The sequence below is a fragment of the Pseudomonas sp. yb_2 genome, assembly GCF_043103905.1.
Classification (GTDB): domain Bacteria; phylum Pseudomonadota; class Gammaproteobacteria; order Pseudomonadales; family Pseudomonadaceae; genus Aquipseudomonas; species Aquipseudomonas alloputida.
The window spans coordinates 195,378-209,029 of sequence record NZ_JBICKH010000076.1; the positions used below are offsets into that span (position 1 = coordinate 195,378).

The window sequence follows — 13,652 nt, forward strand, 5'->3', positions numbered from 1 at the left end:
GGTAGGCGCAGTCCTTGAGGGTTGCGGTGATCCTGTGGGAGCGGGCAAGCCCGCGAAGAGGCCGGTACAGGAAAGCGATCAGCCCGCAGCCAACGCCGGCCGCATACGGCCTTGCTGGCGCCCTTCCAGCTGCATGCAGCGTTCCAGGAACAGGAACATGCAGTCGTAGCTCTTGCAAATGGCCCTGCGCAGTTCGTTGCGCAGCCCAAGGGTGGGGTTCTCGCCGGCCAGGGTACAGATGATTTCCAGCGCCTCCCACGGGTGCGCATCGTCATACTGGGCATGCATCTTCAGCCACTTCATCGCCCGCTTGCGCCCTTCTTCAGGGAACCCCTGCGCATAGGTGTCGGTCGAGCACACCACCGCCGACCACTCACCGGTCGCGCCTTCGATGGCGTAGTTGGTCGCCGCCATGGAAATGGCCAGGTTCTCGGTGGCGCACACCCGCCAGCACCAGTCGTTCAGGCCGTTCAGCTCGGGCGGCACCTCTTGCGCCTGCAACTCGTGCAGGTGCACACCATGCGCCTGGCACCAGTTCACCCAGTAGTCGGCATGGTTGAGCTCGACGCGGATGTTGCGCATCAGCCAGCGCCGCGCCATGTCCTCGCCCTGATGCCGGCCATAGCGGGTCTTGGTCAGGTTATGCGCCATGTACAACGAAAACTGCTCCACCACCGGCCAGCCACCGATCAGGTACTGACGGATGGTCGATTGCTTCAGCTGGCCATCGCGTAGTCGTGCATAAAACTCATGCTCAACCACCCGGCGCTTGCTCTCGCGGCAGTCTTCAATCAGTTGCTGGGCCCATTGGGGGTAACTGGCGGGGTCCATCAAAGGCCCGATACGAACGAATGCGTCAATCACTTTCAGCTCCTTGATCCTTGTGATTTCCAACTAGCGAAACGTGCCAGGTGCTCGCTGCAACAGAGGCCGGGCGGCGATCCGTTGGCGCTGCAAACTGTCACAGGTGAACACCTGGGGGCGTTCGATCAGGTAGCCCTGGGCGTAATCCACGCCTATTTCCTGCAAGGCCTGCTCGATCAAGGGTGTTTCGACGAACTCGGCGATCGTGCGCTTACCCATCACATGGCCGATATGGTTGATGACCTCGACCATGGCCCGGTTGACCGGGTCGTCGAGCATGTCCTTGACGAAACTCCCGTCAATCTTCAGGTAGTCCACGGGCAAATGCTTGAGATAGGCAAACGAGGACATGCCGGCGCAAAAATCATCCAGCGAGAAACGGCAACCCAGCCCTTTCAGCTCGTTGATGAAGCGAATGGCGCTGCCCAGGTTGGCAATGGCGCTGGTTTCGGTAATTTCGAAACAGATCATTCGCGGCGGAATGGCGTATTCGACGAACAACCGCTGGAGGTATTCAAGGAACTTGTCGTCGCCAATGCTGGACCCCGACAGGTTGATGGCACAGGTCGACAACGGCCCTTCACGCCCTTCTTCCAGGCACTGGCGTATGACCATGAACACATTGCGCACCACCCAGCGGTCCAGCGCGGTCATCAGGCCGTAGCGCTCGGCCGCCGGGATGAAGCTGCTGGGCAGGATGGTGCGGCCGCTTTCGTCGTGCAGGCGCAACAGAATTTCGATATGGCCCGGGCCCTCGAAGGTTTTGAGCGGGGCGATTTCCTGGGCGTAGAGGCAAAAGCGGTTTTCTTCCAGGGCCACATGCAGGCGCTGGATCCAGGCCATTTCGCCAAAACGCATGGACAGCTCGCTGTCGTCGGCGTGGTACACCTGCACACGGTTTCGGCCCTTTTCCTTGGCCATGTAGCAGGCCATGTCGGCGGCGCGCAGCGAAGCCTCCAGGGTACCGGGGGCCTGGGCCATGTGCACTAGGCCAATGCTGACCGTGGTCACGAAAGGCCGCCCTTTCCATACAAAGTGCAGGCTCTGCACCATCTGGCGCAATTGTTCGCCAATGCGCTCGGCCTGGTCGGGCGGGCAGTTTTCCAGCAGCACGCCAAATTCATCGCCGCCCAGCCGCGCCAGCGTATCGCCCTCACGCAGGCCAGATTGCAGCACCGCACAGATGTGCCGCAGCAACTCATCGCCGGCAGCGTGGCCACAGGTGTCGTTGACCAGCTTGAACTGGTCGAGGTCGAGGAACATCAGCGAATGCCGCCCGGCCTGGCGCGCCAGGTCGTTGAGCGCCTGTTCCAGGCGGTACTCGAACTCGCGGCGGTTGGCCAGCCCGGTCAGGGCGTCGTGGGTTGCCTGCCAGGACAGATTGGCGATGTACTGGCGTTCCTGGGTCATATCGTGCAGCACCAGCACGATGCCACTGACCTGGCCATCATTGACGATCGGCGAGCCGACCAGGTTGATCGACACGGTACTGCCGTCCAGGCGCTGGATCAGCCGGGCATGCTCGGAGCCGCCCTTGAGGCTGCCGCTGAGCACCTGTTCGACCAAGCTGCGCCCGTCCTCCTCGGCGTGTTCGTCCACCAGGCTGAACAGCGCCGACAGCGGCAGGCCCTGGGCCTGCCCGGATTGCCAGTGGGTCAATTGCTCGGCGGCCGGGTTCATGTAGCCGATACTGCCTTCGACATCGGTGGTGATCACCGCATCCCCGATGGCCTGCAGGGTAATCTGCGCACGCTCTTTTTCTTCCTGCAGGGCGCTGGCAAAGGCTTGGCGCTGGGCCAACAGCTTGCTGGAGCGGCGCCAGGCAATGGCGATCAGGAACATTGCGGTCAGCAGGTTGGTGATCAGCAGCACCCGCAGCAACATGCGCGAGCCTTCACCCAAGGCATCACTGAAGGCCTTGGCCGCCGGGGTCACGCCTTCGTTGATGGCGACAATGCGGGCCTTCCAATCGCTGACAGTGTCTGGATCCGCCGGGCCATTGGCAAAACGCTGGCGCATTTCACCAGCCAGTACATCGAGCTTGGCCAGATAGTCGTCACCGATGTCCCAGTAATCGATGGCTGTCTGCATATAGCTGACATGGCGAAAATTGCGGTAGAACCAGATGATCCGATCGACATCGTCAGGGTGGTTGCCACCTTGCAGAACCGCCTGTCGCGCGGCGTTCAGATCAGGGCTGGGGTGGTCGAGCACCTCGCGCAGACGATGGTCACCCTGGGGCACGGTAATGGCCTGGCGATAGCGTTGGTAGGTGCTGTCGTCCTGCGTCTCGCCGTACAGACTGAGGTAGTAGATGGCATCTTTCTGCGCCTTGGACCACAGGCTTTCGCCCGCGACATAGGCACGCACGGCCGAGAGCGTATAAAGGCTGAGGCTGCCCAGCGCCACCTGAAGGACCACGACGGCGATGAAAGGCCAGGTGATGCCGAGCAACTTTGGCGCTTCGAGTGTGCGATGTCCCTTCATGGAGTCCCTGTCACAGAGCAGATAAGGCGTAAATCGACCCAGACAAGCACAGCGTAGGCCATTTGCCATCGCTGTGGAGGGGATTTTTATGACAAGGAATCGGGGAATTTGTACAGCGTATGCGCTGGCCATTGTAGGAGCGGGTTTACCCGCGAAGAAGACACCGCGGTGGATGGCACGGGCTTCGCCCGTGTTCGCGGGCAAGCCCGCTCCCACAGGGATCGCGCCAGCTTTTAGAAATTGAGCAAGGCAGTTGCTTCCAAAAGCCCGGTGAAGGCAGCCAGATAATCAGCGCTGCTGCAGATGCCCATACAGCTTGGCGTATAACCCACCCTCGGCAATCAGCTGCTGATGGTCGCCGTCTTCGGCCACGTGCCCGCCATCGAACACCAGCACCCGGTCGGCCTGTTTCACCGCCGACAAGCGGTGGGCGATGATCAGCGTGGTGCGGCCGCTGAGGAAGCACGCCAAGGCCTGATGCAGGTTGTACTCGGTGGCGGCATCCAGGGCTGAGGTGGCCTCGTCGAGGATCACCACCTTGGGCTCAGCCAGTACCATGCGGGCAATGGCCAGGCGCTGGCGCTGGCCACCGGACAAGCGCACGCCTGAACGCCCTACCACGCTGTCCAGGCCCTGCGGCAAGGCGGCGATGGTGGCATCCAGCTGGGCGATGCGCAGCGCCTGCCAGCACGCATCATCGCTGCAGTCGCGGCCCATGGTCAGGTTGGCCCGCACGCTGTCGTTGAACAGCGACGGGTGCTGCAACACCACCGCGACGTTCTCGCGCAGGGTTTCCAGGCCGATTTCCTGCAGGCTGGCCCCGCCAAAGCGGATGGTCCCGGCCTGGGCGCTGTAAAGGCCCAGCAGTAGCTGCACCAGCGTGCTCTTGCCGCCGCCGCTGGCACCGACAATCGCCACCTTCTCACCCGCAGCGATGGACAGGTCGAGGTGCTCGAGCACCGGCTCGTCGGCATAGGCAAAGCGCAGGTCGCGCACTTCAATGCCCACCGTTTCGCGCCCGGCGAACGGGTCGCTGGCGGCCGGGTATTGCGGCTCGTCGGCACGCGCCAGCAGCTCGTTGAGGCGGCTCAGCGCACCGCCTGCGGCGTAGTACGCATATTGCAGATTAAGCAGTTGCTCCACCGGACCGATCATGAACCACAGGTAGCTGAACACCGCCAGCATCTGGCCGATCGACAGGTCGGAAAACAGCACGGTCAGCATGGCCGCCGCGCGGAAGATGTCGATGCCGAACTGGAACAGCAGGCCACTGGCACGGCCACTGGCATCGCTTTTCCATTGCGAGTCCACGGCGTAATCGCGCACCTCGCGGGCACGCAAGCCCAGGCGGCCAAGGAAGTAGCCCTGGCGGTTGCCGGCGCGGATTTCCTGGATGGCATCGAGGGTTTCCGCCAGCGCCTGGGTAAAGCGCGCGGTGCTGTCGTTTTCGAGCTTTTTCAGGTGCTTGACGCGCTTGCCCAACTGCACGGTGAAGTAGATCACCAGCGGGTTGAACAGCAAGATCAGCAAGGCCAGCTGCCAGTGCATCCAGATCAGGATGGCCGCCGTGCCGGTCAGTGTCAGCATGGCCACCAGGAAGCGGCTGAGGGTTTCGCCAACGAACTTGTCGAGGGTGTCCAGGTCGGTGACCAGGTGGGTGGTCACCGTGCCGCTGCCCAGGCTTTCGTACTCTTTCAGCGAAATACGCTTGAGGCGCTCGATCAGGCGGATGCGCAGGCGGTAGACGATGTCCTTGGCCAGCCCGGCGAACAGCTTGGACTGGATAACGTTGAACGCCAGTGCAGCCAGGCGCAGGCACAGGGTGAGCGCCAGCATCAGGCCGATGTAGCCGGCTGCCACCTGCCAGCTGGACGGCAGCAGATGGTTCATCCACTTCAGCGCAGCATCGCCATGGCCGAGCAGAACTTCGTCCACCAACAGCGGCAGCAGCAGCGGAATGGGCACACTGCAACACGCCGCCAGTAACGCAATGAGGTTGGCGGACCAGAGGTTTTTCTTGTGATGCAAGGCCAGGCGGCGGATTTCCGCCCAGCTCAGTCGATCGCCCGCAGTGTATGGCTTGCCCGGTACCGGGTCGGGTGACCCTGGTACATCAAGCACAGGCGGCCTGCTGCAGCCAGCGGCCGAGCAAGGGTTGCAGGCGCTCCAGCGGCTGGTAGCCGTTGGTCAGCAAGGCCAGTTGGCCATTGCGCTCGGCCAGCAGGGTCGGGAACCCGGCAATACCCAGGTCCTGGGCCCAGGCGAAGTCGGCCGCGGTGGCGGCGCGGGTATCGGCACGGGCGAAGGCTTCGGCGAACGCGGCACGGTCGAAGCCACACTGCGAGGCCAGCTCGACCAGCTGCGGCGCGGTGGTCACATCGATGCCCTGTTCGTAGAACGAACGCTGGATCAACGCCAGCAGCGGCCAGACGCGCTCGGCATCCAGCTCGCGGGCCGTGACCAGGGCGCGGCAGGCCGGCTCGGTGTCGTAGACGAAGCCGTCCGGCATGGCCCCCTCGAAGCGGAACGGCTGGCCGGTAGCATCAGCCACCGCCTGCCAGTGTTCCAGGATGTACTTGCGAGTGGAGCTGTCCAGGGCGCTGCCGCCGGTACGCAGCCCGCCCGTTACCAAGCGGGCAGGCACGCCTGCCTCACGCGCCTGGGCGATCAGGGCCGCAGCCACTGGCGCAAAACCCCAGCACCAGGAGCACATCGGGTCCATCACATAGATCAGGCGTGCAGACATGCTTCAAGCCTCGGCTTTGTAGTTGTAACCGATCGGGTGCGGCAGGTTGCGGGCCTTGGCCAGCTCGATCTGCTTCTGCCGGTCGATGGCACTGCGCCGGGTCTTCTCGCTCAGGCTGTCCCAGCAATGCGGGCAGCTGACACCTGGCGAATAGTGCTCGGACGCGCGCTCCTGTGCATTGATCGGATGGCGGCAGGCGTGGCACTGGTCGTACTCGCCTTCGCTCAGGTCATGACGCACCGTGACCCGGTTGTCGAAGACGAAGCAGTCGCCGTCCCACAGGCTTTCTTCCTGAGGCACTTCCTCGAAGTATTTCAGGATGCCGCCCTTAAGATGATAGACCGACTCGAAGCCTTCACCGAGCATGTAGCTGGAGGCTTTTTCGCAACGGATGCCGCCGGTGCAGAACATGGCGACCTTCTTGTGCTTGCTCGGGTCGAAGTTGGCCTTGATGTACTCCGGGAACTCACGGAAGGTTTCGGTCTTCGGGTCGATGGCGCCCTTGAACGTACCGATGGCCACTTCGTAGTCGTTGCGGGTGTCGATCAACAGCACTTCCGGGTCGCTGATCAGGGCGTTCCAGTCCTTGGGCTCGACATAGGTGCCAACGGCCTGGTTGGGGTCCACGCCCGGCACGCCGAGGGTGACGATCTCTTTCTTGAGCTTGACCTTGGTGCGGTAGAACGGCTGTTCGTCGCAGTACGATTCTTTGTGGTCGATATCGACCAGACGCGGGTCGCTGCGCAACCAGGCCAGCAGGCCATCAATGCCTTCACGGGTGCCCGACACGGTGCCGTTGATGCCCTCCTGGGCCAGCAGCAGGGTGCCTTTGACGTTGTTGTCGAGCATGGTCTTGAGCAGCGGCTCGCGCAGCTCGACGTAGTCTTCCAGGGTGACGAACTTGTACAGCGCCGCGACGACGATGGCTTGAGACATGTAACGGAATCTCCAGGTGGTTGCCCTCGTAAGGGGCGGACCGGGTTTGACGTTTGCATAAAAAGCAAGGGGCCGCTAAGCGGCCCCCTTTGGGTGATGCGGATTCTACCAGAACAAAAGAACGGTTTCAGTGCCCGCCGCCCGCACACACGGGCGAGGCCGGTGCAACGCCGACCTTGGCCCACTCTTCGGCGGTGTAGGTGTGGATGGCCAGGGCATGGATCTCGCCCATCAGCTCACCCATGGTGGCGTACACCTTCTGGTGGCGCTTGACGCTGTTCAACCCGGCGAACTGCTCGCTGACGATCACCGCCTTGTAGTGGGTCTCCTGACCACGACTGTGCATGTGACTTTCGTTGAGCACTTCCAGGTGTTGCGGCGCCAGCGCGGCCAGTTGCTGTTCGATACGTTGTTGCATGGTCATTGCGGCGTACTCACTTCTTCGCTGGGGCGGCGGCCTTGCCTGCGTTCGGGTCCAGCTCTTTGGTCATGTCTTCCAGCAGCTTGTTCACCACCGGCACTGCTGGCTCCAGGCTCTGCTGGGTCAGCTGTGCCGACTGCTGGGTGACCTTGGGCATTTCACGCAGCACTTTCTTGCCCAGCGGCGATTCGTAGAACTTGACCAGGTCCTTCAGCTCCTGCTCGGTGAAGGTCCGGGTGTACAGGTCGACCATCTTCGGCTTCAGCTTGTTCCAGCCGATGGCGTTGTCCAGCGCGGCATTGGCCTTGGCCTGGTAGCTTTCCAGCACGGGCTGCTTGGCGGCCGGGGCCTTGGTCTGGGCGAAACGCTGGGCGAACATCTGCTGCACTTGCATGTACACCGGGGTGCCCAGCTTGTCGGCGTTGGCCAGGGTCAGGAATTTCTCGGCAGCAGCGTTGTGGCTGGCGGTGGCAGCGAGTACCTGGCCGCTGGCGCAAACCAGGGCAACGGCGGCACAAAGGACACGGAGACGGGTCATTGCATTTCCTTCAAAGAGGGGGAGGCGGGCACCTCAGAGTAGAGCATTCTGCGCCGTGGTGGCGATGTGCTCAAGTGGCACGACGAGCGACGGAACCGCTCGGTCGAATCAGGGCCTAAACTGCGATTTCGAACTACACAGGAGTGAGTACAGAATGAGCCGTATCGAGACAGACAGCCTGGGCCCGGTCGAAGTTCCGGAGGACGCCTACTGGGGTGCGCAGACCCAGCGTTCGCTGATCAACTTCGCCATTGGCAAGGAACGCATGCCCCTCGCGGTATTGCACGCCCTGGCACTGATCAAGAAGGCCGCGGCGCGCGTCAACGACCGCAATGGCGACCTGCCGGCCGACATCGCCCGGTTGATCGAACAGGCCGCCGATGAAGTGCTGGATGGCCAGCACGACGATCAGTTCCCGCTCGTCGTCTGGCAGACGGGCAGTGGCACCCAGAGCAACATGAACGTCAACGAGGTGATCGCCGGACGCGCCAACGAACTGGCCGGCAAAGGCCGTGGCGGCAAGGCGCCAGTACACCCCAATGACCACGTCAACCGCTCGCAGAGCTCCAACGACTGCTTCCCCACCGCCATGCACATTGCCGCAGCCCAGGCGGTGCATGAAAAGCTGCTGCCGGCCGTCACTGAACTGTCTTCGGGGCTGGCCGAGCTGTCGATGCGCCACCACAAGCTGGTAAAAACCGGCCGCACGCACATGATGGACGCCACGCCGATTACCTTCGGCCAGGAAGTGTCGGCTTTCGTCGCCCAGCTCGATTACGCCCAGCGCGCTATCCGCGCCACCCTGCCGGCGGTGTGCGAACTGGCCCTGGGCGGCACTGCCGTGGGTACCGGGCTGAACGCCCCGCAGGGTTTTGCCGAGGCCATCGCGGCCGAGCTGGCGGCGCTGTCCGGCCTGCCGTTCATCACTGCACCCAACAAGTTCGCCGCCCTCGCCGGCCACGAACCGCTGACCAGCCTGGCGGGAGCCCTGAAGACCCTGGCCGTGGCCCTGATGAAAATCGCCAACGACCTGCGCCTGCTGGGGTCCGGCCCTCGCGCCGGGCTTGCCGAGGTGCGCCTGCCAGCCAACGAGCCGGGCAGCTCGATCATGCCGGGCAAGGTCAACCCCACCCAGTGCGAGGCGCTGTCGATGCTGGCCTGCCAGGTACTGGGCAACGACGCGGCCATCGGCTTTGCCGCCAGCCAGGGGCATTTGCAGTTGAATGTGTTCAAGCCGGTGATCATTCATAACCTGCTGCAATCCATCGAGTTGCTGGCCGATGGTTGCCGCAACTTCCAGCAGCATTGCGTGGCAGGTATCGAGCCGGATGCCGAGCAGATGGCCGCGCACCTGGAGCGTGGGTTGATGCTGGTGACGGCGCTGAACCCGCATATTGGCTATGACAAGGCGGCAGAAATTGCCAAGAAGGCTTACAGCGAGGGCACGACCTTGCGCGAGGCGGCCCTGGCGTTGAAGTACCTGACCAATGAGCAGTTCGACCAGTGGGTGCGGCCGGAGAACATGCTGGCGCCTGGGGGCAAAGGCTAGATTCCCCCATGAGCCGCCCAGGTTGCCTCATCACCTCGGCACCGCACCACGGGCGGCTCACAGTTTATCGGGTAGAGGTGCCTATCGCTCTGGCACTCAAGAAATCGGGTCATCCCCGGTACGAGGATAAGCATGGGTCAGACTTTCCCACATGTAATGAAAATCGCCTTGCGTCGGCCGATGTCTTTGCACAAATGCGCGAGTTTCCGGCAAAGAGTGCCCCAAACGGACCGCATAGTGGGTATAACCAATTTCAAATGTCCATTGAGCACTCAACTGGATGCCGTGATATCGCTTACAGATGTCTGGCATCAATGCAATGTTTTCATACCGAGAATGAAACTCCATCGTCTGCATCATTCGCGCCATGGCTTGCGTTTCTTCATCCCTGTACAGATCGATCCCCTGCAATAACGCCGTTTCAGCCACATTGATAGTAGCCGCCAGACCATAAGCGGTGTGGGCGAAGTCCCGACAGCTCTCAACGTTCATCCCCTCGATGTATCGGTATGGACTACCCCACTGTTGATTGACCTCTTCGTCGGTCGGCACCCGGGTCCAATTGGGCAGTAGTCTGGGACGCGCCCCATCACTTTCCAGATAAATGGACGCCACGATATGGTCTTTCCATAACTGGATACTCCTGGCGAAGATTTCGTGATTGTCGGTAAAAATCGCTATATATAAAAGTGCCTCGATACCTGTGGAGCGCCAATTGCCAGGCACAGTATCCCACTTCCACCCGTCTCCATAGAAGAGGTCCTCTATGATCGGTTGAAACTGCGTTTCCAACATCCCTCTGAATCGCGCCTTACCTTCAGTCGTCCAGCCAGACGCAGTATGAGCAAGGATTTCCGCAGCACTGATGAATAAGCACGCTGCCCACGATGCCTGAAGGCGTGCATTTTCGCCGATATGTCCTCCGGTAAATTCTCGGGACCATGCGTCTAGGATTTTGATGGCAGTAGCTGCATATTCCTCGTCACCCGTGATCACCCAGAGCAATGCCTGCGCATAGGCAGCCTGGCCATCTCGGGTTTGATCAGTACACCCACAATCCGGCTGGCTATAAGCTCCGCAATCCACTACAGCGCGCGGCTTCGGAACCCAGTCTTTATCTGCTCTTTTCAAATAGTCATTCAGTACTTTTTCACTGGCACTCTTCCAAGGTTCACGATGCAAATTATGACGCACGAACCTCTCAAGGTAATTCACATTTACCTTTATACCCGGATGCACAAACGCATGAGCCTTCATCACCCTTACTCCGCGAACTTTTATGCCCATTTGATTCAAATAGCAAAAAACTCGCAACTAGCAAAAATGCTAGGTCATCCCTCTGATGAGTATGCGCGCTGACCTCGTTCTCGACGCGCCCGCCAGCTGGTCACCAGCGAGGGCCCCAGGGCTACCAGCGCCGAACCGAACACCACCGTGACCGCCCCCACATAGCCCAGGGCGTTGATGTCCTCGGCATGCACATACTCAGGCCAAACCAACGCCGCCAGCGCCACCGCAACAAAGGTCACCAGCGGGGTCAGCGCCAGCGTGGCACTTACCCGCGACGCCTCCCAGTGCGCCAGCGCTTCGGCGAACGCGCCGTAAGCCACCAGGGTGTTCAGACAACAGGCCAGCAGCAGCCAGCCTTGCACCGGGGTCAGTTGCAAGGCCTCCAGCGGGTGCACCCAAGGTGTCAGCAGCGCAGCGCAGCTGAGGTAGATCACCATCATTACCTGCTGCGAGTGCCACACGGTCAGCAACTGCTTCTGGCTCAGGGCGTAGAACACCCAGATGCTGGTCGCCAGCAAGATGGTCAACACGCCGGTGGTGTAGGTACCCAATGAAGTCAGCAGCTCTTCCAGGCGCTGGTTGAAGAACAGGCCAAACCCTGCCAGCAGCACCAACAGGCCCATGCCCTGCCCCACACTGAAGCGCTCGCGGAACACGAACACGCTGGCCACCAGCAACAGCACCGGGCCGATCTGTACCACCAGTTGTGCAGTGCCCGGGCTAAGCAGTTTGAGACCGATCAGGTAGAGCACGTAGTTGCCCATCAGGCCGAGCACCGCAACCAGCACCAGGCCCTTGCCCCTGGGCGCCAGCTTGCGCATGGACGGCAAACGCCGCTGAGCCGCCAGCCAGGCGAACAACAGGCCGCCGGAGACCAGCAGGCGGTACCAGGTGACAGTGATCGGATCGACCACTTGCAGTACCTGCTTGAGCTTGATCGGCAGGATGCCCCAGAGCAGCGCTGTCAGAAGTGCCAGGAACAGCCCATAGCCCCAGCGGCCAGAAGTGGTGTGCATAAAATCCTCGATCAAGCCCGTGGTGGGGGTTGTTGAATTCTACGGGGTTGGAGGACAGAGACGGTGGAGAGTGCCGAGAAAAGAATTCATCAGGTCATTCTTTTGGGGCATGGCTGGGTGGAGGTGTTGCCTGTGCTGACCTTTTCGCGGGTAAACCCGCGAAGCGGCCAGAACAGGCAACCTCACCTTCGGCTATTTCTTGTGCTTGGCAAACGCCGCCTCAAGCGCCTGGTTGATTGTGCGCACCACCTTCACCCGCGCCCAGCGCTTGTCATTGGCCTCCACCAGCGTCCAAGGGGCAATCTCGCTGCTGGTGCGGTCGACCATGTCGCCCACCGCCTGGGAGTATTCGTCCCACTTGTCGCGGTTGCGCCAGTCATCCTCGGTGATCTTGTAGCGTTTGAACGGAATCTGCTCACGCTCTTCGAAGCGCTCCAGTTGGGTCTGCTGGTCGATCGCCAGCCAGAACTTGACCACCACCACGCCGGCATCCACCAACTGCTCTTCAAAGTCGTTGATCTCGCTATAGGCACGCATCCAGTCAGCGGGGCTGCAGAAGCCTTCCACCCGCTCCACCAGCACCCGGCCATACCAGGAACGGTCGAAGATGGTGAACTTGCCGCGTGCCGGGATGTGCCGCCAGAACCGCCACAGGTACGGCTGGGCGCGCTCTTCTTCGGTCGGCGCGGCAATCGGTACGATACGGTACTGACGCGGGTCCAGCGCCGCCGCCACGCGGCGGATGGCGCCCCCCTTGCCGGCGGCGTCGTTGCCTTCGAACACCGCCACCAGGGCGTGCCGGCGCATGCGCTTGTCACGCAGCAGGCCGGCCAGACGCGCCTGTTCGGTGATCAACTGTTCCTGATAGTCGGCCTTGTCCAGGCGCAAGGTCATGTCCAGGGCGCCGAGTAGGCTGCGGTCGTCGATGCTGTGGCCCAATGGAGCCACGTTGCCCTGGTGCTTGCCCTTGGGATTGTGGGCCAGCGCGGCTTGCAGGCTTTCCAGCAGAATGCGCCCCACCGCCAGGCTGCGGTAATTCGGGTCTACCCCTTCGATGATGTGCCATGGCGCATAGTCGCGGCTGGTGCGGCGCAGCACGCGCTCGCCAAAGCGCACGAAGCGGTCGTAGGTTTGCGACTGCTGCCAATCCAGCGGGCTGATCTTCCAGCTGTGCAGCGGATCGTCCTTGAGCGATTTCAGCCGTGCCTTCATCTGCTTCTTGGACAGGTGGAACCAGAACTTGATGATCAGCGCACCTTCATCGCACAGCATCTCCTCCAGGCGTTCGGCACCGGTAATGGCCTGATCGAGCACGGCATCCTTGAACACCCCGTGCACCCGCCCCTGCAGCATCTGGCTGTACCAGTTGCCAAAGAACACACCCATTCGCCCCTTGGGCGGCAAGGCCCGCCAATAGCGCCAGGCGGGCGGGCGGGCCAGCTCTTCGTCGGTCTGCTGGTCGAAGGTGAGCACATCGATCATGCGCGGGTCCATCCACTCGTTGAGCAGTTTTACCGTCTCACCCTTGCCGGCGCCTTCAATGCCGTTGATCAGCACGATCACCGGAAAACGCGCCTGCTGCTTGAGTTCGTACTGGGCTTCGAGCAGGGCCTCGCGTAAAGCGGGTACCTCGGCGTCGTAAGCCTCCTTGTCGATGCTGTGGCCGATTTCGGCAGATTCGAACATGCACTGGCTCCTTCAATGGATAAGCAAGACTAGCGGATTTCATTTCGGCCTGTATTGACCTCTTCACCAATGAACGCGCTCCCACAGCTCAGCCGGATGGCATAAAATCCCGCCATCCG

General features: G+C 61.7%; 11 protein-coding genes. 1 reads left to right on the forward strand and 10 read right to left on the reverse strand.

The window, feature by feature from the left end:
* Window positions 1-78: 78 nt before the first annotated feature.
* The 7 genes from ACF8FB_RS20960 to ACF8FB_RS20990 form a co-directional block, all read right to left on the reverse strand.
* Entirely contained in the window at window positions 79-864 is a 786-nt protein-coding gene (locus ACF8FB_RS20960; protein WP_003252654.1) for a TenA family transcriptional regulator, read from the reverse strand.
* Between the two features lie 30 nt (window positions 865-894).
* Window positions 895-3,351 (reverse strand): EAL domain-containing protein, encoded by a 2,457-nt coding sequence (locus ACF8FB_RS20965; protein WP_392511862.1) that lies wholly within the window; start codon window positions 3,349-3,351, stop codon window positions 895-897.
* Between the two features lie 288 nt (window positions 3,352-3,639).
* Window positions 3,640-5,472: an ABC transporter ATP-binding protein gene (locus tag ACF8FB_RS20970; RefSeq protein WP_392511863.1), complete on the reverse strand. Its 1,833-nt coding sequence runs from the start codon at window positions 5,470-5,472 to the stop codon at window positions 3,640-3,642.
* A complete protein-coding gene (locus ACF8FB_RS20975) occupies window positions 5,465-6,097 on the reverse strand; it encodes a DsbA family protein (RefSeq protein ID WP_049587258.1) in 633 nt (210 codons plus the stop codon). The genes ACF8FB_RS20970 and ACF8FB_RS20975 overlap by 8 nt, the downstream gene beginning before the upstream one ends.
* A gap of 3 nt (window positions 6,098-6,100) precedes the next feature.
* Window positions 6,101-7,033, reverse strand: a complete 933-nt coding sequence (locus tag ACF8FB_RS20980) for a rhodanese-related sulfurtransferase (protein WP_392510504.1) — start codon at window positions 7,031-7,033, stop codon at window positions 6,101-6,103.
* 127 nt (window positions 7,034-7,160) lie between these two features.
* On the reverse strand, window positions 7,161-7,457 hold the full coding sequence (locus ACF8FB_RS20985; protein ID WP_010952797.1) for a BolA family transcriptional regulator: 297 nt from the start codon (window positions 7,455-7,457) through the stop codon (window positions 7,161-7,163).
* Between the two features lie 10 nt (window positions 7,458-7,467).
* The gene (locus ACF8FB_RS20990; protein WP_010952796.1) at window positions 7,468-7,992 is read right to left on the reverse strand and encodes a DUF2059 domain-containing protein; all 525 of its coding nucleotides are present in this window, start codon (window positions 7,990-7,992) and stop codon (window positions 7,468-7,470) included.
* A 154-nt stretch (window positions 7,993-8,146) separates the two neighbouring features.
* Between ACF8FB_RS20990 and ACF8FB_RS20995 the strand changes: the two genes are divergently transcribed.
* Entirely contained in the window at window positions 8,147-9,541 is a 1,395-nt protein-coding gene (locus ACF8FB_RS20995; protein WP_392511865.1) for a class II fumarate hydratase, read from the forward strand.
* Window positions 9,542-9,637: 96 nt separating this feature from the next.
* On the opposite strand, the gene ACF8FB_RS21000 is transcribed toward ACF8FB_RS20995, so the two are convergent.
* From ACF8FB_RS21000 to pap, 3 genes are all read right to left on the reverse strand, one after another.
* Window positions 9,638-10,798, reverse strand: coding sequence for an alginate lyase family protein (locus ACF8FB_RS21000; protein ID WP_010952794.1), 1,161 nt, complete (start codon window positions 10,796-10,798; stop codon window positions 9,638-9,640).
* Between the two features lie 74 nt (window positions 10,799-10,872).
* Window positions 10,873-11,847 (reverse strand): DMT family transporter, encoded by a 975-nt coding sequence (locus tag ACF8FB_RS21005; protein WP_392511867.1) that lies wholly within the window; start codon window positions 11,845-11,847, stop codon window positions 10,873-10,875.
* A 192-nt stretch (window positions 11,848-12,039) separates the two neighbouring features.
* The gene (gene pap, locus ACF8FB_RS21010; protein WP_392510506.1) at window positions 12,040-13,533 is read right to left on the reverse strand and encodes a polyphosphate:AMP phosphotransferase; all 1,494 of its coding nucleotides are present in this window, start codon (window positions 13,531-13,533) and stop codon (window positions 12,040-12,042) included.
* Window positions 13,534-13,652 lie beyond the last annotated feature (119 nt).